The sequence below is a fragment of the Mameliella sp. CS4 genome (genome assembly GCF_019392335.1).
Taxonomy (GTDB): Bacteria; Pseudomonadota; Alphaproteobacteria; order Rhodobacterales; family Rhodobacteraceae; genus Antarctobacter.
Genome location: NZ_JAHXRQ010000014.1, coordinates 25,799 through 43,445 on the forward strand (window position 1 = coordinate 25,799; position 17,647 = coordinate 43,445).

The 17,647-nt window shown below is 64.6% G+C and carries 23 protein-coding genes and 1 tRNA gene; 17 read left to right on the plus strand and 7 right to left on the minus strand.

Annotated features, from left to right (window positions below):
* Positions 1 to 28 precede the first annotated feature (28 nt).
* Positions 29 to 409, minus strand: coding sequence for a hypothetical protein (locus KZZ07_RS16550; protein WP_219515906.1), 381 nt, complete (start codon positions 407 to 409; stop codon positions 29 to 31).
* Positions 410 to 743: 334 nt separating this feature from the next.
* Between KZZ07_RS16550 and KZZ07_RS16555 the strand changes: the two genes are divergently transcribed.
* On the plus strand, positions 744 to 1,169 hold the full coding sequence (locus KZZ07_RS16555; protein ID WP_219515907.1) for a thermonuclease family protein: 426 nt from the start codon (positions 744 to 746) through the stop codon (positions 1,167 to 1,169).
* 307 nt (positions 1,170 to 1,476) lie between these two features.
* Here the strand turns inward: KZZ07_RS16555 and KZZ07_RS16560 are convergent.
* Positions 1,477 to 1,560, minus strand: a tRNA-Tyr gene (locus KZZ07_RS16560).
* 132 nt (positions 1,561 to 1,692) lie between these two features.
* Here KZZ07_RS16560 and rlmB point away from each other — a divergent pair.
* The 8 genes from rlmB (at position 1,693) to KZZ07_RS16600 (ending at position 6,610) form a co-directional block, all read left to right on the plus strand.
* A complete protein-coding gene (gene rlmB, locus KZZ07_RS16565) occupies positions 1,693 to 2,469 on the plus strand; it encodes a 23S rRNA (guanosine(2251)-2'-O)-methyltransferase RlmB (protein ID WP_219515908.1) in 777 nt (258 codons plus the stop codon).
* A 9-nt stretch (positions 2,470 to 2,478) separates the two neighbouring features.
* Positions 2,479 to 2,814, plus strand: coding sequence for a hypothetical protein (locus KZZ07_RS16570; protein WP_219515909.1), 336 nt, complete (start codon positions 2,479 to 2,481; stop codon positions 2,812 to 2,814).
* 131 nt (positions 2,815 to 2,945) lie between these two features.
* Positions 2,946 to 4,073 (plus strand): 3,4-dihydroxy-2-butanone-4-phosphate synthase, encoded by a 1,128-nt coding sequence (ribB, locus tag KZZ07_RS16575; RefSeq protein ID WP_219515911.1) that lies wholly within the window; start codon positions 2,946 to 2,948, stop codon positions 4,071 to 4,073.
* Positions 4,073 to 4,624, plus strand: a complete 552-nt coding sequence (locus KZZ07_RS16580) for a 6,7-dimethyl-8-ribityllumazine synthase (RefSeq protein WP_219515912.1) — start codon at positions 4,073 to 4,075, stop codon at positions 4,622 to 4,624. Before ribB ends, KZZ07_RS16580 begins: the two co-directional genes overlap by 1 nt.
* Complete coding sequence (nusB, locus tag KZZ07_RS16585; protein WP_219515913.1) at positions 4,621 to 5,094, plus strand: transcription antitermination factor NusB; 474 nt, start codon at positions 4,621 to 4,623, stop codon at positions 5,092 to 5,094. The genes KZZ07_RS16580 and nusB overlap by 4 nt, the downstream gene beginning before the upstream one ends.
* A 106-nt stretch (positions 5,095 to 5,200) precedes the next feature.
* On the plus strand, positions 5,201 to 5,776 hold the full coding sequence (locus KZZ07_RS16590; RefSeq protein WP_219515914.1) for an HdeD family acid-resistance protein: 576 nt from the start codon (positions 5,201 to 5,203) through the stop codon (positions 5,774 to 5,776).
* Between the two features lie 90 nt (positions 5,777 to 5,866).
* A complete protein-coding gene (locus KZZ07_RS16595; RefSeq protein ID WP_219515915.1) occupies positions 5,867 to 6,202 on the plus strand; it encodes a hypothetical protein in 336 nt (111 codons plus the stop codon).
* 78 nt (positions 6,203 to 6,280) lie between these two features.
* A complete protein-coding gene (locus tag KZZ07_RS16600; protein WP_219515916.1) occupies positions 6,281 to 6,610 on the plus strand; it encodes a hypothetical protein in 330 nt (109 codons plus the stop codon).
* A gap of 287 nt (positions 6,611 to 6,897) precedes the next feature.
* Here the strand turns inward: KZZ07_RS16600 and KZZ07_RS16605 are convergent, their stop codons facing one another.
* On the minus strand, positions 6,898 to 7,635 hold the full coding sequence (locus KZZ07_RS16605) for a COG3904 family protein (RefSeq protein WP_219515917.1): 738 nt from the start codon (positions 7,633 to 7,635) through the stop codon (positions 6,898 to 6,900).
* A gap of 25 nt (positions 7,636 to 7,660) precedes the next feature.
* A complete protein-coding gene (locus KZZ07_RS16610; RefSeq protein ID WP_219515918.1) occupies positions 7,661 to 8,974 on the minus strand; it encodes a hypothetical protein in 1,314 nt (437 codons plus the stop codon).
* Positions 8,975 to 9,088: 114 nt separating this feature from the next.
* Between KZZ07_RS16610 and KZZ07_RS16615 the strand changes: the two genes are divergently transcribed.
* Positions 9,089 to 9,550 carry an MmcB family DNA repair protein gene (locus tag KZZ07_RS16615; RefSeq protein ID WP_255564407.1) on the plus strand — a complete coding sequence of 154 codons (462 nt, stop codon included), beginning with the start codon at positions 9,089 to 9,091 and terminating at the stop codon, positions 9,548 to 9,550.
* A gap of 109 nt (positions 9,551 to 9,659) precedes the next feature.
* Positions 9,660 to 10,040, plus strand: a complete 381-nt coding sequence (locus KZZ07_RS16620; protein ID WP_219515920.1) for a VOC family protein — start codon at positions 9,660 to 9,662, stop codon at positions 10,038 to 10,040.
* Here KZZ07_RS16620 and KZZ07_RS16625 read toward each other — a convergent pair.
* A complete protein-coding gene (locus KZZ07_RS16625) occupies positions 10,037 to 10,234 on the minus strand; it encodes a DUF6324 family protein (RefSeq protein WP_219515921.1) in 198 nt (65 codons plus the stop codon). The genes KZZ07_RS16620 and KZZ07_RS16625 overlap by 4 nt on opposite strands.
* A gap of 92 nt (positions 10,235 to 10,326) precedes the next feature.
* Here KZZ07_RS16625 and KZZ07_RS16630 point away from each other — a divergent pair, with 92 nt between their 5' ends.
* A complete protein-coding gene (locus KZZ07_RS16630) occupies positions 10,327 to 10,806 on the plus strand; it encodes a GNAT family N-acetyltransferase (RefSeq protein WP_219515922.1) in 480 nt (159 codons plus the stop codon).
* Between the two features lies 1 nt (position 10,807).
* Here the strand turns inward: KZZ07_RS16630 and paaG are convergent, their stop codons facing one another.
* Positions 10,808 to 11,596, minus strand: coding sequence for a 2-(1,2-epoxy-1,2-dihydrophenyl)acetyl-CoA isomerase PaaG (paaG, locus tag KZZ07_RS16635; protein WP_219515923.1), 789 nt, complete (start codon positions 11,594 to 11,596; stop codon positions 10,808 to 10,810).
* A 53-nt stretch (positions 11,597 to 11,649) separates the two neighbouring features.
* Positions 11,650 to 12,141: a MarR family winged helix-turn-helix transcriptional regulator gene (locus tag KZZ07_RS16640; RefSeq protein ID WP_219515924.1), complete on the minus strand. Its 492-nt coding sequence runs from the start codon at positions 12,139 to 12,141 to the stop codon at positions 11,650 to 11,652.
* A gap of 147 nt (positions 12,142 to 12,288) precedes the next feature.
* On the opposite strand from KZZ07_RS16640, the gene KZZ07_RS16645 reads away from it, so the two are divergent.
* The 5 genes from KZZ07_RS16645 to boxC all read left to right on the plus strand — a co-directional run bounded on the left by KZZ07_RS16645 (position 12,289) and on the right by boxC (position 17,565).
* On the plus strand, positions 12,289 to 12,753 hold the full coding sequence (locus KZZ07_RS16645; RefSeq protein ID WP_219515925.1) for a MarR family winged helix-turn-helix transcriptional regulator: 465 nt from the start codon (positions 12,289 to 12,291) through the stop codon (positions 12,751 to 12,753).
* Between the two features lie 225 nt (positions 12,754 to 12,978).
* Entirely contained in the window at positions 12,979 to 14,508 is a 1,530-nt protein-coding gene (locus tag KZZ07_RS16650) for a benzoate-CoA ligase family protein (protein WP_219515926.1), read from the plus strand.
* Positions 14,505 to 15,323, plus strand: coding sequence for an alpha/beta fold hydrolase (locus KZZ07_RS16655; RefSeq protein ID WP_219515927.1), 819 nt, complete (start codon positions 14,505 to 14,507; stop codon positions 15,321 to 15,323). The genes KZZ07_RS16650 and KZZ07_RS16655 overlap by 4 nt, the downstream gene beginning before the upstream one ends.
* Positions 15,320 to 15,748, plus strand: a complete 429-nt coding sequence (locus KZZ07_RS16660; RefSeq protein WP_219515928.1) for a DUF309 domain-containing protein — start codon at positions 15,320 to 15,322, stop codon at positions 15,746 to 15,748. Before KZZ07_RS16655 ends, KZZ07_RS16660 begins: the two co-directional genes overlap by 4 nt.
* A gap of 158 nt (positions 15,749 to 15,906) precedes the next feature.
* A complete protein-coding gene (boxC, locus tag KZZ07_RS16665) occupies positions 15,907 to 17,565 on the plus strand; it encodes a 2,3-epoxybenzoyl-CoA dihydrolase (protein WP_219515929.1) in 1,659 nt (552 codons plus the stop codon).
* The last annotated feature ends 82 nt before the right edge of the window (positions 17,566 to 17,647 follow it).

The following is a 17,647-nucleotide window of genomic DNA, read 5'->3' on the forward strand; positions in this document are numbered from 1 at the left end:
CCGTTAGACAGCTAGGCGCCTCCAAGACTTATTTGGGCGGCTGCCGTCCCGCCAACAACGCCGCGATGCCGCCAAACGGAACGGGCTGCAAGTTGCATGGCGGGCTAAGTGAATGCCGGAGTTCCGTCTCGATGCGGAGCCGATCCTCTTCCTCAGCCAGATGATATCCGATGTGTGTTGCGCCGTGGTCGAGCGAGCGAGAGAATCCTTCGTGCTTCGACATCTCCAATACCAAGCGTTTGTGGAGGTTTTCGGTCTCTCCCACATATAGGGGCACGAATCCGTCTGGTACGATGCGACAGATGTTGTAGACGCCGCTGGCTGGGGGCAAAAGTGCAGGAATTTTGGTGACAGTGAAATAGTAGTACAGACCGTCTAGGTTGGGCCAGTTCCATCCAATACTGCTCATAACGTCGCCCCTCCTAGGGCGCTGCGCCGCAGCATGCCGTCTTGACCTTCCGTGCGAACACGGGCATTCTAGACTGTGGGAGGACGCGCTGCGGCGCGGTTTCGAAGTTTCCCAGGTCCGGGGCTATCTGTGGTAGGAGGTCCCGGACTATCCCACATAATTTAGCATAGTATCGTAGCGCTAGCCGACTTGTCGAGCGTCGTGTTCTCTGATGTTCTCATTTGCCCAAAATCTGTAAAGTCCTGTGGATAACCCGCAGTGCATCCATCACAAGGCGTTTTTGATTCCTATGCTACTAGTGCGCCGTATGAAGGGACGGGTCCTGCCAGTCGTAATGATCCTTGTCGCCGGTGGTTGGGCCTTGGACCGCGCCACCGATCAACCCGTTGACCCAGACGTGGTCACGGGCCGCGTCACCCACATTCGCGACGGCGACACGATCGAGGTCTCGGGCATCCCGATCCGCCTCAACGGTCTGAACTGCGAGGAACGCGGCTCTGACCTCGGGAAGCTCGCGACGGCTGCCATGCGTGACCTGGTCGAGGGGCAGGACCTTACCTGCAGGCTGAACGGCGACCGGACATACGATCGAGAAGTTGGGCGCTGTGTTCTGGACGATGGCCGCGACATTGGTGCGGTCCTGATCGGGCAGGGGGTCTGTGGGCGCTGCGCGCGGTTCGACCCGCAGGGTGGGTATATCGAGGTGCAGCGCCAGGTGGGGCCGTTCACGGGTGAGGTACCGGGTTACTGCGCGCCGTGATTCACCTCTGGTTCAAATGCGCCGCCTGCGGATTCGAGAACACCATCCCCGCCCCGCAAGAGAGCCACGGCATGCTGCGTGACCAGATCCTGCGCCGCTGCCGGTGTCGTCGCTGCCGCCATGTCGGCGCCTCTGACATGCATCGGTTCTACGATCCGGGCGCCGACGCACTGTGGGGAACGCGGACGGAGTGAGAAACCCCGACATCTGCGGGACACCTGTCCTGTAAGTCATTGATTTTCATTGACGCAAAACGGGCCATGTGCGGGACACATGACTGTTGAAATCATTGAATAATTTGGAAGTTTGGTGGGCGACCTTGGAATCGAACCAAGCGTGCGTCTCCGCGAGGGAGTTACAGTCCCCTGCCACACCTTGCGGCCTGTCGCCCACCGAGCGCCGGTCGCTGCCGGCGTGGGGGGCTGATTACATCCGGCCAAAATCCGCGTCAACAGGAAATTCCCTTGGCAAAGACCCTTCTTGGATGCAAAGCCTGTCACCTCAGGAAACGGGGGCATCGGCGATGGCGAAGAAACCGAAATGGGTGGTCGAGAAGGAGCAGGCGAAACGCGCTTCGGCGGCGGAAACCGTCTGGCTGTTCGGGCTGCACGCCGTGCGTGACGCGCTCATGAACCCTCGGCGGGACAAGCTTCGGCTGATCCTGACGCCCAACGCTGCCGAGAAATTGACCGAAGCGGTCGATGTCTCCGGCATGACGCCCGAAATCCACGATCCGCGCAAGTTCGGCGCGCCGCTGGACCCCGGGTCGGTGCACCAGGGCGCTGCGCTGGAGGTCAAGCCGCTGGACTGGGGGCGGCTGGAGGACGTGGCGCTTTCGGGCGAGGGGGCCTTGCGGCTGGTGCTGCTGGACCGCGTGACGGACCCGCACAACGTCGGGGCGATTCTGCGCTCGGCCGAGGTGTTCGGGGCGCAGGCGGTCATCGGCACCCGGCACCACGCGGCGCCGGAAACCGGCGCGCTGGCCAAGACCGCAAGCGGCGCGCTGGAACGCCAACCCTACCTGCGTGAGCGCAACCTGGCGGAGACGATCATCGCGCTCCAGAAGATGGGATATCTGGTGCTTGGTCTGGACGGCGAGGCCGAACAGACCATCGAGGAGGCCCTGGAGGCGCGCCGGGATGTGCCTGTCGCGCTGGTGCTGGGGGCGGAGGGTCCGGGGCTGCGGCCCAAGACAAAAGAGACCGTCGATGCGCTGGTGCGGATCGAGTTCGCGCGCGATTTCGGCTCTCTCAACGTCTCGAACGCGGCGGCGGTTGCGCTTTATGCGGCGCGTGCCTAACTGCGCTGAATGCCGACCACAAAGATTGCCACCTGTTGTTACTGCGGCACCCGCGCTGCACTGCGCCTTGAAGGGATGCAGCGGCACGAACTGGCCTGTTCCGGCTGCGGGGCGCCGTTGCATGACCTGAAATCGCTGCGCACCGATGCCGTCGATGCCGAGGCACATCGCCCACCGCGAAAGGGAAAGCGCAAGCGCGCGCCCGAGGTCCACGCCACACGCCGGGAAACCTGGGAGCCGCCGCTGCGGAAACCGAAGAAAAAGAAGAAGAAACAGCGGCGCAAGAGCCCGGCCTACAAGCTCTTGAGCGAGGCCTTCGACCTGATCGAGGACATCTTCGACTGAGACCGCGTACCCGTGGTCGCCCGGAAAGCCGCGACAGGCCTGGGAAATGGCGTTTCGTTCAAGTCCGCTTGCCTCTGGCATTTGGCCCGGGTCTCAAGTATCCCGCCTGAGACTGGCAGGAGGGAGGCCCTATGCCCGATTTCGAAAACCCCGGACCGGTGGAACAGGACTGGTCCAACGCAATCTCCTCGATCGAGGAAATCATCGACGATGCCCGCAACGGGCGCATGTTCGTCCTGGTCGACCACGAGGATCGTGAGAACGAGGGCGACCTGGTGATTCCCGCGCAATGGGCAACGCCCGATGCGGTCAACTTCATGGCGCTTTATGGCCGGGGGCTGATCTGCCTGTCCATGACCTCGGACCGGATCGAGGAACTGGGCCTGTCACTGATGTCGACGAACAATTCGTCCCGGCACGAGACCGCCTTCACCACCTCGATCGAGGCGCGCGAAGGGGTCACGACGGGTATTTCCGCCGCTGACCGTGCACGGACCATCGCGGTGGCTGTCGATGCCTCGAAAGGGGCGGCGGATATCGCCACGCCGGGCCATGTCTTTCCACTGCGTGCCCGCAAGGGCGGCGTGCTGGTTCGCGCGGGCCACACAGAGGCGGCGGTCGACATCTCCCGTCTTGCCGGGCTGAATCCGGCGGGCGTGATCTGCGAGATCATGAACGAGGACGGCACGATGGCGCGCCTGCCCGAACTGGTCGCCTTTGCGCAGCGCCACGGGCTGAAGATCGGCACCATCAGCGACCTGATCGCCTACCGGCGCCGCAACGACAACCTGGTCAAGGTGCGCACCGAAACGCCGATCAGCTCCGAATTCGGCGGCGAATGGCTGATGCGGGTCTATACCGACGAGACCCACGGCGACGAGCATATCGTGCTGGTAAAGGGCGACATCTCGACCCCCGATCCGGTGCTGGTACGCATGCACGCGATGGATCCGATGCTGGACGTGATCGGCACCGGGCCGAAGGGCCGGGCGCATGAGTTCCAGCACGCGATGGAGGAAGTTTCGCGCGAGGGCCGCGGCGTCGTCGTGCTGCTGCGCGACACCTCCCAGCAGCTGGATGTCAGCGACGAGGTCTCTCCCCGGACACTTCGGCAATACGGGCTCGGGGCGCAGATCCTGTCCTCGCTGGGCCTGTCCAAGTTGATCCTGCTGACCAATTCGCCCACGCCCAAGGTGGTCGGGCTCGAGGCCTATGGCCTTGAAATCACGGGCACCCGCAAGATCTCGGAGCTGGGCTGATGGCATCGAACGAAACCCACCACACGCTTGACCGGCCGACATTCGACAAGCCGGTCAAGGTGCTGATCGTCGTGGCGCCTTACTACAAGGACATCGCCGATCAGCTGGTCGCCGGGGCCGAGGCCGAGATCGAGGCGGCGGGTGGCTGGCACGAGACGATCGAGGTGCCCGGCGCGCTGGAGGTGCCGAGTGCCATCGGCATCGCCGGGCGGTTGTCCAATTTCGACGCCTATGTCGCGCTGGGCTGCGTGATCCGGGGCGAGACGACGCATTACGAGACCGTGTGCAACGACAGCTCTCGGGCGCTGACATTGCTGGGCCTGCAGGGGCTGTGCATCGGCAACGGTATCCTGACCGTCGAAAACTACGAACAGGCCCGCGTGCGGGCCGAGGCCAAGGGCCAGAACAAGGGCGGCGGCGCGGCGGCTGCGGCCTTGCATCTGCTGGCCCTGGAACGTAAGTGGGGCGGCTCGCGCAAGGGGGTGGGATTCGTCCCCTTCGGCGAGGAAATCCAGATCGCAGGCACCAGCAAGGACCCCGACATCGCATGACCAAGCTTTCGGGCAACCAGAAACGCAAGATGCGCAGCGCCTCGCGGCTCTACGCGGTTCAGGCCCTGTTCCAGATGGAACAGTCGGACGCAGGGCTGGACAAGGTGCGGCGCGAGTTTCTGGAGTACCGGTTCGGCGCCGAACAGGTCGACGGTGAAGAGATGATCGACGGGGATGTCGATTTCTTTGCCCGGCTGCTGGAGCAGGCGGTCAACTGGCAGGTGAAGATCGACCAGATGACCGACCGGGCGCTGGTGGCGAAATGGCCCATCGCGCGGATCGACCCCACGCTGCGGGCGCTGTTCCGCGTGGCGGGGGGCGAGCTGCTGGAGTTCGACACTCCGCCGAAGGTGGCGATCGTGGAATATATGGATGTGGCCTCGGCCTTTTTCCCGGAAGGCAAGGAAGCGCGTTTCGTGAACGCGGTGCTGGACCACATGGCCCGAGAGGCGCGGCCCGAGGCCTTCTGAGCCGGGAAATTGCCCGGCTTCGCCTCTGCGCTGGCTGCCATCTGACCGCCCCTGTCTTGCGGAGGATACATTCCGGGACCACGTTGTTCCTAAAAAGGAGTAACGCGTGACTGATTCCGATCCCAAGATCCCCGTCGACCTGAAACAGGCCATCCGCGAGAACGAGTCCAGCTTTCGCTGGCTTGGCATCGTGTTGATCGTTCTGGGCGTTCTGGCTATCCTCTTTCCCCTCGTCGCCTCTATCGCCGCCAAGGTGATGCTGGGCTGGTTCCTGTTGATCACCGGGGCGGTGATGCTCTGGCATGCCTTCCAGGCGCGCAGCTGGCGACCGGCGCTCTGGCTGGGGCTGATCGGCATCCTGCAATTGGCCGTGGGCGTCTACCTTGCCTTCTTTCCGCTGACCGGCCTGATCGGGCTGACCGTCCTGCTTGCCATGCTGTTCCTGGTGCAGGGGGGAATCGAGCTGGCGTTGGCATGGCAGCATCGCCCGGGCCACGGAATGGACGACAACAGCTGGATCTGGCTGGGGCTGTCGGGGGCGATAACCATCCTGCTTGCCCTCCTGCTGATGGCGGGCCTGCCGGGCACGGCTCTCTGGGCGCTGGGCCTGCTGATCGGGCTCAATTTCCTCAGTTCCGGCATCTCTTTTGTCATGCTCGCGGGGGCGGCACGGACGCTCTGAGCCGCAGGGGCGCCGTCTGCCCGCCGGAGGTCATCCTTGTTTCCTGTCCCGGATGATATATATTGAAAGACGAATGCGAAGGAGTCGCCCATGCCCAAGCTCATCCGTCTCTACATCCTGCAGGTCCTGGCCGGTTTCGGCCTGTCGGCGGTCTTTGTCGGCGCGCTCCTGTGGTTCAACGTGGCCAACCTCTGGCACCTGGTCTCTGGCAGCGACATGGGCCTTGTTGCGGTGCTGATGCTGTTCATGTTCAACGGCATCGTCTTTGCCGGGGTGCAATTCGCCATCTCGATCATGCGAATGGGCCACGAGGACGACACATCGGGTGGCAAGCGCCAGCGCGTCCGTCCGCAGGAACCGGCCCGCGTGCGGGTGGCGGCCGAAGCGCCGCAGAACCGGGCGCTGCGGGGATTGCTGCGCCGCTGAAAAAGTAACGGCATTTCGTACCCGGAGCTTGCCGGGTGCGCCGCGCGCCATACCCTTGTCCGGGGAAAGGAGGCGCGAATGCCCCGGATCATCCGACTTTACATCACGCAGAGCCTAGTCGGCGCAGGGCTTGCCACGGTTTTCGTGGCAGGCCTGTTGATGTCGAACGTGGGCAACTTGTGGCATCTGGTGACCCATACCGGCATCGGGCCGTTTGCTGTGCTGCTGCTTTGGGTGCAGTGCGCAGCGGTCTTTGCCGGGGCACAATTCGCGATCTCGGTCATGCGCCTGGGCGAGAGGGATGGGCCTGCGGCACCGCCACGCGGCCCTCGCCGCCCGCTTCCGGTGGAGGTCACAAGCCATTTGCCCAGGGTCGGGCGCAAGCTGCCTTCCGGACGCCCCGGCTGAGCCATGCGGCTCAGCGGCCCGCCCTCCAGCCTGCTTGCCGGTCTGGTCATGATGTGGAAAGCGGCGGGAACCACGCCAACCGTGTGGGTATCGCATTCCCGAGGACCTGTATATACAGGTGGGCGCCAGGTAACGAGACCACGATCCCGCCAGAGCCAGCTCCCTCGGATTTGCTTAAGGCCACCGGAATGTACCCGTCTCACGAGAAGGGCAGAACCCGCCAATCGCAGACCTAAGTTGCGCGGGGGGCCGAGACAAGGGGCTGCGAAGAATTTGTGCCCTGCGCCTTACGGCGTGTCGGTGACAAGGGCGTAGCGTGTCAGTTCCTCGGGCAGGAGGATGTAGATTTCATCGGGTGGCGTGGCGAGTGCGTGGCGCATGATGCGCGTGTCCACGCCCATATCGTCGAGATAGCCCATGACCTCGGCCTGGCCGCGCTGGATGTCCTCGACGGCGGTGAACGCGGGCAGCAGGGTGCTTTCTCCGAAATAGTGCTGGTGCACCCCGATGGAGGCAGAGGCCGCCGCGCTGCGCGTCTGGCCGCCCGCAAAGAGGTAGGGGCAGGCGGAATAGCAGAATTCGCCGGACAGAACCTGCGTCGCGATGCCGGAGGCGCGCAGGTGGCGCCCGAGGTCCAGCGCATCGCGCACCGAGCCGCCCTCGGATTGCAGGAGCAGCGTTTCGATCGGCGGGTCGGCGCGGTCGATCAGGGGGATCAGGCGTTCCGCGTCGCCCTCGGCTATGGCGCCTTCAAGCCGCCATTCTCCCCGGTCAAAGGTCAGGGTCAGGCGTTCGGGCAGTTCGCCCGGATCGCGTTCAGGGGTTACGGCGGGCCGGTCGCGGCCCGGGTCGAAGATGCGGCGTTGGTCACCGGGGCGGACCGGTTCCGACAGGCGCGGGGCGTCAGGGCGGAAGCCGGGCAGGCTGATCGGCCCCTGGCGCATATCCCCCAGCACCAGCAAAACGCCGATACCAACCTGGAAGACCAGCACGGCCGACAGGGTGCGGGCAACGGAGCGGTTCATGGACGGTCTCCCATCATGGCGCTGGTCATGCGGATTTGCCCTTGAGCGGCGTGACCTCCTCGGCCTCGGGGCGCGGGGTCGCGGGGACGGGCGGCGCCGCGGGTGGCCCGGCGACGGCCTCGACCTCGCGCAGGGCAGTGACGGCGGCGCGCAGTTCGGCCAGCGTCAGCGTATCCTCGACGCCTGCCCCCTCACGGCCCTGCCGGATGGCCGCATGGGTGATGGCAAGGATGAAGACCAGCACCATCGGCAGCAGGTCGATGGCGATGGCCCCGGCCCAGGAGGGCACGAAATTGCGGGCATAGAGGATCACCGCATCGGCGGCGGAAAGCGGGGTATAGGTGACGTCGGTCGGCGGTTGCAGTGCCTGGACGTTTTGCGCCGCGCGTTCCAGCGTGGCCGCGCGTTGCGCCAGAACCTCGAGCACCGAGGTGATGGTGGCGGATTGATCGGCGCGGCCCTGGGCGGTGCTGCTGTCGAGTTCGGGCAGAACCACGGAGGCGGCCAGATCCTGCGCCGCGCGTTCGACCAACGGCGCAACGGACAGCTGCCGCAGCTGGGTGATGAGGCCCTGCAGGCGCACGGCGGCCTCGGAGAATTCGACGCTGCGGGCCTCGACACTGCCCGGTTCGACGGTCAGGGCGCGCATGCGGCTGAGGATGGTGTTGCCCTCGGTAAAGGCGGTCTTGACCAGGGGGGTCTGTTCGGCGATCTGCGCCTCGAGCGCGGTCAGCTCGGCGGCTTTCTGGCGCAACACGCGAAAGACGGCGCCGCGCCCGGCAAGGCCCGAAAGCGTGCCCTGTGCTTCGAGGTCCGAGAGATCCTCGAAGCTTTGGCGGACGCGGGCGACGTCCCGTTCCAGCGCTTGCCCGGTCAACGCGATCTCATGCGCGCGTTCCAGCGCCGCCTGGTAGTCCTGCACGGTTTCGGCCAGGTGTTGTTCGACGGCGGCTGAGCCCGCGAGCGCGGCGGCGTTCAGCCAGGAGGACATGGCGACGATGGCGAGGCTGCCCAGCCCCATGGCCGCCATCAGCCCGGTGCGGGCGCGGGTTGTACGGACGGCGGGGAACAGCCGCAGCATGTAGGACCAGAAGACAAAGATCCCCACGGAGACGGCGGTGGAATAGGCGATGGCGGCAAAGACCGACATGGCGCCGTTCTCGTCCAGCAGCGAGGAGACGCCGAGATAAGTGTAGATGCCCGAAGCCACCGAGAGCACGCCAAGCGCCGTCCCCGAGAAGGTGTCGAGCCAGGTCAGGTGTCCTTCGAGTTCGCGCGCAGCGCGCACGCCACGGGCTTCGGCGCGGGTCAGGCGGGTGTCGGTCTGGTCCTGGGACATGTTTGGCCTTGGGTCATCGCTGTGGTTCCGGGCGAGCCTAGTCCATTCCCCGCCAGAGGGAAGGTGGCCCGGGCTGGGGTTGCATCTGTTCACGAAATGTTCAAGAATTTGGGCATGGACTTGCCTGTCACCTCCGATCTGATGCCCGGCCAGCTTTTGGCGCGGGGCGTGTGCCGCCATCTGGCGGGGCATGGCTTTGCCGTGATCGAGGAATTCGTGCCGGACCGGGGGTTGCGGGTCGATGTCATGGCGCTGGGCCCCAAGGGAGAGCTGTGGGTGGTCGAGTGCAAGTCGAGCCGCGCGGATTACATGAGCGACGGCAAGTGGCAGGGCTATCTCGACTGGTGTGACCGCTATTTCTGGGCCGTGGACCAGGACTTCCCTACCGAATTGCTGCCCGAAGAAACGGGACTGATCATCGCCGACGGCTATGACGCCGAGATCCTGCGCATGGGCCCCGAGGACAAGCTGGCTGCGGCGCGGCGCAACAAGCTGATCCGCAAGTTCGCCGTCCACGCAGCGCGGCGGTTGCACGGGTTGCGCGATCCGGGCGCGGGGCTGGAACATCTGGGCTGAGCGCCTTTGCGGGAAATCACGGGGCAGGGGGCAGACGGGGGTTGCCCGTCACGGGGAAACCGGCCCACCATGTCTGCAAGGGCCCCTTTGTCAGCGGAAAGGACTTGCCATGCAGCTTGGCGCGTTTTCGGTCAGCCTCTCGGTCAGTGACCTGGACGCCTCACGGGCGTTCTACGAGGCCCTGGGTTTCCAGGCGGTCGGCGGCATGGCCGAGGAAGGCTGGCTGATCCTGCGCAACGGCGACAGCGTGATCGGCCTGTTCCAGGGTATGTTCGAAGGCAACATGCTGACCTTCAACCCCGGGTGGCGGTCCGAGGACGAGGTGTTGCCGGAGTTCACCGATATCCGCGTGATCCAGGCGCGTCTGCGGGCGCAGGGGATCGAACCGGAAAAGGGCACGGACGACGAGGGTGCGGGACCGGCCTGCATGACGCTGGTCGACCCGGACGGAAACCGGGTCTTTCTGGACCAGCATGTGCCCAAACCCTAGCGTTTGCGGGGGTTTGACTTGCGCGCGGTGGCGGCGGCGGCGCGCAGTTCCTCGGCGATTTCCTCGGCCTCCACGGGGTCGAAGTCCATCGGGATCTCGATCCCGTCGGCGAGGATGAACAGCCGAACCATGCCGGCGTCGGTGGGGCCAATCTGGAGGTTGGCCTCGAAGTCGCGTTCGTCGTTGATGCCCATCTGCCTCTGCCTTCTCTGAGACCCGCGAAAGATCGTCGTGACCTAGCGACGAAAGGCTTGATTTGCAAGCGGTGCGGGGGTTTCTTCCCCGCATGACAATCGACCTGAAAGACCTTGGCCCCGGCGACATCGACTGGCTTGTCGACCAGCATGCGCGGCTCTACGCCCGCGATGAAGGCTTTGATGAGAGTTTTCCGGTGCTCGTGCGGCAGATCCTGGAGGATTTCGAGCGGGACCATGACCCGACCTGCGAAAAATCCTTTGTCGCCTGGGAGGGGGATCAGCGGCTGGGCAGCATTTTTTGCATGCGAGAGGACGATGAAACCGCCAAGTTGCGGCTGTTTTTCCTGCTGCCAGAGGCGCGGGGCAAGGGGCTGGGCCGGACATTGCTGGAGGCCTGCATGGGCTTCGCGCGGGACAGTGGCTATCGCCGGATGGCGCTCTGGACGCATGAAAGCCACCGCGCCGCCTGTGCGCTGTACGAAAAGGCGGGTTGGCGGCTGGTGCGCTCCGAGCCGAAGGTGAGCTTCGGCACGGAGGTTGTCGAACAGGGCTATGAGGTGGACCTGTGACCTAGCGCTGACCGGTGAATTTCGGCGCGCGCTTGTCCAGGAAAGAGGCCACGCCCTCGGCATAATCTGGGTGTTCGCCGCAGGCCTTCATCAGCTCGGCTTCCAAGTCCAGGTGCGCGTCCAGCGTATTGGTTGCGGCGGCGGTGATCGCCTCTTTGGTGCGGGCATAACCGAATGTCGGGCCATCGGAGAATTGCGCGGCCAGCTTGCGCGCCTCGTCCATCAGCGTGTCGTCGGGCAGCGCCTTCCAGATCAGGCCCCATTCCTCGGCTTTTTGCGCGGGCAGCGGCTCGGCCGTCAGGGCCAGACCCATCGCGCGGGCGCGGCCCAGGAAATGCGTCAGGTGCCAGCTGCCCCCCGTGTCCGGGATCAGCCCGACCTTGGAAAAGGACTGTATGAACTTGGCGCTTTCGGCGGCCAGCACCATGTCGCAAGCCAAGGCAACGCTGGACCCGGCCCCGGCGGCCACGCCGTTGACGGCGCAGATCACCGGCATGTCCAGCGCGCGGATCTGACGGACCAGCGGCGCCCAGTAGCTGCGCACTGTCTCGCCCAGGTCGGGCGGGCCATCCATCTTGCGCGGGTCGCGGTCGCCCAGGTCCTGGCCTGCGCAAAAGCCGCGTCCGGCGCCGGTCAGCAGCACGGCGCGTTTGGCCTCGTCGCTTGCGCGGGCCAGGGCGGCGCGCAAGGCGAGGTGCATTTCGGGCGTGAAGCTGTTGAGCCGGTCGGGCCGGTTCAGGGTGATTTCCAGCCAGTTACCGTGATCGTTGACAAAAATGGTGTCCGACATGTTCCCCTCCTCAAGGCGATTGTCGCGGTGGATGGCACGGGCACGCGGCGGGATCAATCTGTCCCGGTCTTGTCCGCGGGTTTCTCCGGGGGCATGCGTAGCGGCGCGCGGGTGCGGTCGTTGCCCGCGATGGCAACCTTGGTGGCCAGGCGGATGAACTCGCGCTTTTCGTCCTCGTCCAGTCCCACCAGCAGGTTGCGCTGCATCTCTTCGACGATGGGACGGATATGGGCGATGCGCTCGGCACCCTCGGGGGTCAGTGCCAGCACCTTGGCGCGGCGATCCTTCGGGTTGGTCTGCCGTTCGATCAGCCCCTTGGCGCAGAGCCGTTCGATGACCCCGCCGATGGTCGCGCGGTCATGGGCGATCATCCCGGCCAGGGTCGCCTGGTCGATGCCGGGATGTTCCTGCAGCATGGCAAGGGCCGCGAACTGCGGCGAGGTCAGGTCGACATCCGCCTCGCGCATGCGTTCGGCAAAAATCGAGGCCGAAAGCTGTTGCAGACGGCGGATCAGGTGGCCGGGCATGGTATAGATGGCTTTCATGCGGTCATGATCGGATGCTCCGGGCAAAGTGACAAGTACGCATATTGTCATGGTACTGCCTTTTCCGGTGGCCGGCCGGTCTGCCGTGACAAGACGAACCCGCTGTGCGAGGTCTGGCGGGCCGATGCGTTGGAGAAAGGGCCGGGGATGGAACGACCGGATGCGGGTCTGAGGCAGTTGACCGTTTACCGGCTGCGTCGCGCCGCGGTGCAGATGCTGTCGTCCATCTCGCAGGAGCTGGCGCCTCTCGGGCTGCGGCGGACGACCTTTTCCGCGCTTTCCGTGGTGGTGGGTCAACCGGGGCTTCGGCAAACCCAGCTGGCCGATGCGCTGGCGATCGAACGGCCCAACCTCGTCAAAATCGTGGATGAACTGGAGGCGGCAGGCCTGATCCAGCGGCGTCAGGCCGATGGGGACCGGCGTGCCTATGCGCTACATCCGACAAAGGCGGGCAAGGCTCTGCATCAACGTGCCTTCGAAGCGGTGCAGGCCGCGGATCGGCGGCTGATGCAGGGGCTGTCCCTGGCCGAGATCGAGGCGCTGAACGCGGCGCTGCACCTGATCGAAGGCAACGCCGGGGGCGCAGTGGATGCGACGCTGCAGGGTGATTGAGCCCGGTTCCCGACCGGTTTTCGCACTATAGTGCAGATTTCTGGTCGGAAGGCAGTTTTGATGCAACAAATTGCACATCCTGCAAATAAGGTGTACGCTTATCAAAATGACGATTCCATCCTGTCCGCAGACAGGTGTGACACGGTGCGTCATGGGTGCAGGTCGATCGGGGAGGATCGCTGCACGGGGTAACGGACGGGATGACCGGCAGGAGGAGGCCAAGTCATGAGTGGAAACGCAGCGATATATTTCGTGGATCGCCATGTGGATGAAGGGCGCGCCGACAAGGTGGCCTTTCGCGAGGCGGATGGACGCAAACGCAGCCTGACCTATGGGCAGCTGGCCGAGGAAACGGGGCGCTTTGCCGGCGCGCTCTATCGGCACGGCGTGCGGCGCGAAGAGCGGATCGCGATGATCGTGCAGGACCAGATCGAGTTTCCGGTGGTTTTTTGGGGCGCGCTCAAGGCCGGGGCGATCCCGGTGCCTCTGAACACGCTCCTGTCGGCCTCGGTCTACGAGTCGATCCTCACCGACAGCCGCGCCTCGATCCTGGTGGTGTCGGAAAAGCTGTGGGAGACGGTGAAACCGGCGATCCAGGACAATCGCTTTCTGCGGGCCGTCGTGGTCATCGGCGAAGCGCCGGAAGGCACCGAGAGTTACGAGGACTTCATCGCCGGGGCGCCGATCGAAGAGCCGGTCGAGGCCTTTGACGACGAAATGGCCTTCTGGCTTTATTCTTCGGGGTCCACGGGGCAGCCCAAGGGCGTGCGTCATGTGCATTCCAGTCTGAAGGCCACCGCCGATACCTTTGGCGCGCAGGTGCTGGGCATCCGCGAAGAGGATACCGTTTATTCCGTCGCCAAGATCTTTTTCGCCTATGGGCTGGGCAATGCCATGTCCTTTCCGTTGGCGGTTGGCGCGACGACGGTGCTGCTGTCCGGACGGCCCACGCCAGAGGTGGTGTTTGCGATCCTGGAGGCAGAGCGCCCGACGCTGTTCTGCGGGGTGCCGACGCTCTATGCCGCGATGAACGCGGCGATGGACAAGACGGGCGTGCCGGCTCATGCCATGCGGCTGTGCACCTCTGCCGGCGAGGCGCTGCCCAAGGAAGTGGGCGAACGCTGGTTCAAACTGACCGGGGCCGAGATCGTGGACGGTGTCGGTTCGACCGAGATGCTGCATATCTTCCTCAGCAACCGACCCGGAGAGATCGTCTATGGCACCTCCGGCACCCCGGTGCCGGGTTACGAGGTGCGGCTGGTGGACGAACACGACGAGGATGTGCCCGAGGGCGAGGTGGGCGAACTGCTGGTGCGCGGACCGTCGGCGGCGGATGGCTATTGGAACCGGCGGCACAAGTCGCGGTCGACCTTCGAGGGGCACTGGACCCGCACCGGCGACAAGTACGAATGCACTGCCGAGGGGCGCTATGTCTACTGCGGGCGCACCGACGACATGTTCAAGGTTTCCGGCATCTGGGTCAGCCCCTTCGAGGTGGAACAGGCGCTGGTGGAGCATCCGGCGGTGCTGGAGGCGGCGGTGGTCGCTTGGGCCGACGAAAAGGGTCTGGACAAGCCCAAGGCCTTTATCGTGCTCAAGGAGGGCCAGGAGGCCGCGGCGGTCGACGGGCTCAAGGAGTTCGTGAAGGAAAAGATCGGGATGTGGAAATACCCGCGCTGGATCGAGGTGGTCGAGGACCTGCCAAAGACCGCGACGGGCAAGATTCAACGTTTCAAGCTGAGAGGGGCGGCATGACTGCTGAATGGACGGAAAACGGCCGGTTGAGCGCTGGCGGCAAGGACCTGGAATATGCCTGCTATGGACCGTCGCCGGACAAGGCGCCGACGCTGGTCCTGTTGCACGAAGGGTTGGGCTGCACCGCCTTGTGGCGGGAATTCCCGAAGGCGCTGGCCGAGGCGACGGGCTTTGGCGTCTTCGCCTTTTCGCGCGCGGGCTATGGTCAGTCCGACCCGGCGGACCTGCCGCGCCCACTGGACTACATGACGCGCGAGGCGGTGGATGTGCTGCCCGACGTGCTGGACGCCATCGGATTCCAGCGCGGGGTGCTGCTGGGCCATAGCGACGGCGCGACCATCGCCGCCATCTATGCGGGCAGCGTGTCGGACCTGCGGGTGCGGGGGCTGGTTCTCATGGCGCCGCACTTCTTTACCGAAGACATGGGCCTGGCCGAGATCGCCAAGGCGAAAGAGGCCTATGAGACCACAGACCTGCGCGAGAAGATGGCCCGCTATCACCGCGATCCGGACAATACGTTCCGCGGCTGGAACGACAGCTGGCTGCACCCGGATTTCAAGGCGTGGAACGTGGGCGACGTGATCGACTATCTGCGCATCCCGGTGCTGGCGGTGCAGGGGCGCGATGACCAATACGGCACGCTGGCCCAGATCGAAGAGGTCGAGAGCCGCAGCTATGCGCCGGTGGACACGCTGATCCTGGACGAATGCCGCCATGCGCCGCATCTGGACCAGCAGGACAAGGTCGTCGCCGGGATCGCCGAGTTCTGCGCCCGGCTGGAGCGGATCGAAGCCGCCGAACCCGAGGTCGCGTGACCGTGTCGGCCTGGTACAGGCCGACCCACGCCCATGTGCCGGGGCAGAATGCCCGGCACGCGGAGGACGCCTTTGAGCACATACGGGCCTCGGCCCGACCGGGCATGACCCCGGCGGACCTGGCGGAAAGCGATGCTTTCCGCCACGGTCTTTTTTACCTCGACAGCGGCTTTTACTGGGAAGCGCACGAGGTGCTGGAGCCGATCTGGATGGCGCTGCCCGAAGGGCTGGATCGCCGGTTCGTGCAGGGGCTGATCCAGACCGCCAATGCCTTTCTGAAGCAGGAGATGAACCGCCCCGGTGCCGCGCGGCGGCTGTGCGGGATTGCGCGCGGCCTGTTGCCCGCGTCGCGCGAGGCCTGGGTCATGGGCATTGGCGCAGAGCGCATCCACGCTATGCTCGATTCTCTGGAGGCAGATTTGTAATCTGCATTATAATGCACTTTACTGCCGGTCTGATGTTGCAATGTGGCGAGTTCTTTGAATCTAAAGGATTTAATTTGTGCTCTATTGTGCATACATAAGTTTACTTACTTTCTGATTTGATGTAGATTGCCTGTAGCTTCGCGACCAGGGAGGACCCGATGACCAAGATGATCGACTTTCAGACCGACCCGTCAAAGTACCGCCATTGGCGTGTCGACTATGACGGCCCGGTGGCCACTCTCATCATGGATGTCGATGAGGACGCGGGTCTTTTCGAGGGCTACAAGCTCAAGCTGAATTCCTACGACCTCGGCGTGGATATCGAGCTGAGCGATATCGTGCAGCGGATGCGGTTCGAACACCCCGAGGTCAAGACCGTCGTGATGAAGTCGGGCAAGCCGGGCGTGTTCTGCGCGGGTGCGAACATCCGGATGCTGGGCGGTGCGGCGCACAGCCACAAGGTGAACTTCTGCAAGTTCACCAACGAGACCCGCAACGGGTTCGAGGCCGCCGAAGAAGAGAGCGGCCAGAAATACGTGGCCGCCGTCAAGGGCGCCTGCGCCGGGGGCGGGTATGAGCTCGCGCTGGCCTGCAACCACATCATGTTGACCGATGACAGCACGTCGTCAGTGGGCCTGCCCGAGGTGCCGCTGCTGGCGGTTCTGCCGGGCACCGGCGGGCTGACCCGCGTCACCGACAAACGCAAGGTGCGCCGCGACCTGGCAGATATCTTCTGCTCGATCGAGGAGGGCGTTAAGGGCAAGCGCGCCAAGGATTGGCGTCTTGTGGACGAGGTCATCCCGAACTCGAAATTCGACGACACGGTGATGGAGCGGGCGCGGGAATTCGCCGCCGCCTCGGACAAGGCAGACGTGGCGGAGGGGATCAAGCTGGGTCCGCTCTCGCGCAGTATCACGGATGATGCCGTCAGCTATGCGCTGGTCGAGGTCGAGATCGACCGCAAGGGCCGCAAGGCCGTCATCACGCTGAAAGGCCCGGAAGAGGACGCGCCGGCGGACATGGATGCCTTTGTCGCGCAGGGCGACCAGGCCTACATGCTGAAGCTCTGCCGTGAGCTTGAGGACGCGATCCTGCACCTGCGCCTGAACGAGATGGAAATCGGTCTCTGGGTCTTCCGCACGCAGGGCGATCCCGAGAAACTGGCGGCGCATGAGGCGCTGCTGGCGGACAATGCCGACCACTGGCTGGCCAATGAGCTGCGCCACTACTGGAAACGCACGCTCAAGCGGATCGACGTGACCTCGCGCTCGCTGGCGGCCTTTGTCGAGCATGGATCGTGCTTTGTCGGCGTGCTGGCCGAGATCCTGTTCGCCGTCGACCGCAGCTACATGATGGAAGACGAATTCGAGGGCGACAATCGCCCGATGGCGACGATCACCCTGACACAGGACAACTTTGGCCCCTATCCGATGGGCAACGGCCTGACCCGCCTGGAAACCCGTTTCCTGGGAGAGCCCGAGCATGTCGAGGAGCTGAAAGCCAAGATCGGCGAGGCACTGGAAGCCGAGGAAGCCGATGAACAGGGCCTTGTGACCATGATCCTCGATGACATCGACTGGGAAGATGAGGTGCGGATCTTCATGGAAGAGCGCGCCAGCTTCAGCCCCGATGCGATGACCGGCATGGAGGCGAACCTGCGCTTTGCCGGGCCGGAAACGATGGAGACCCGGATTTTCGGCCGGCTGACCGCCTGGCAGAACTGGATCTTCAACCGCCCCAACGCGGTGGGGGCCGATGGCGCGCTGCAGCGCTATGGCACCGGCGTGCGCGGCGATTACAACATGGAACGTGTGTAAGGCGCGTTCGGCATGGCGGGGTGAACCCCGCCCTACGGGCCCCGGCGAAGGCCGTTCCCGTGTGCAGATGTAGGGCGGGGCT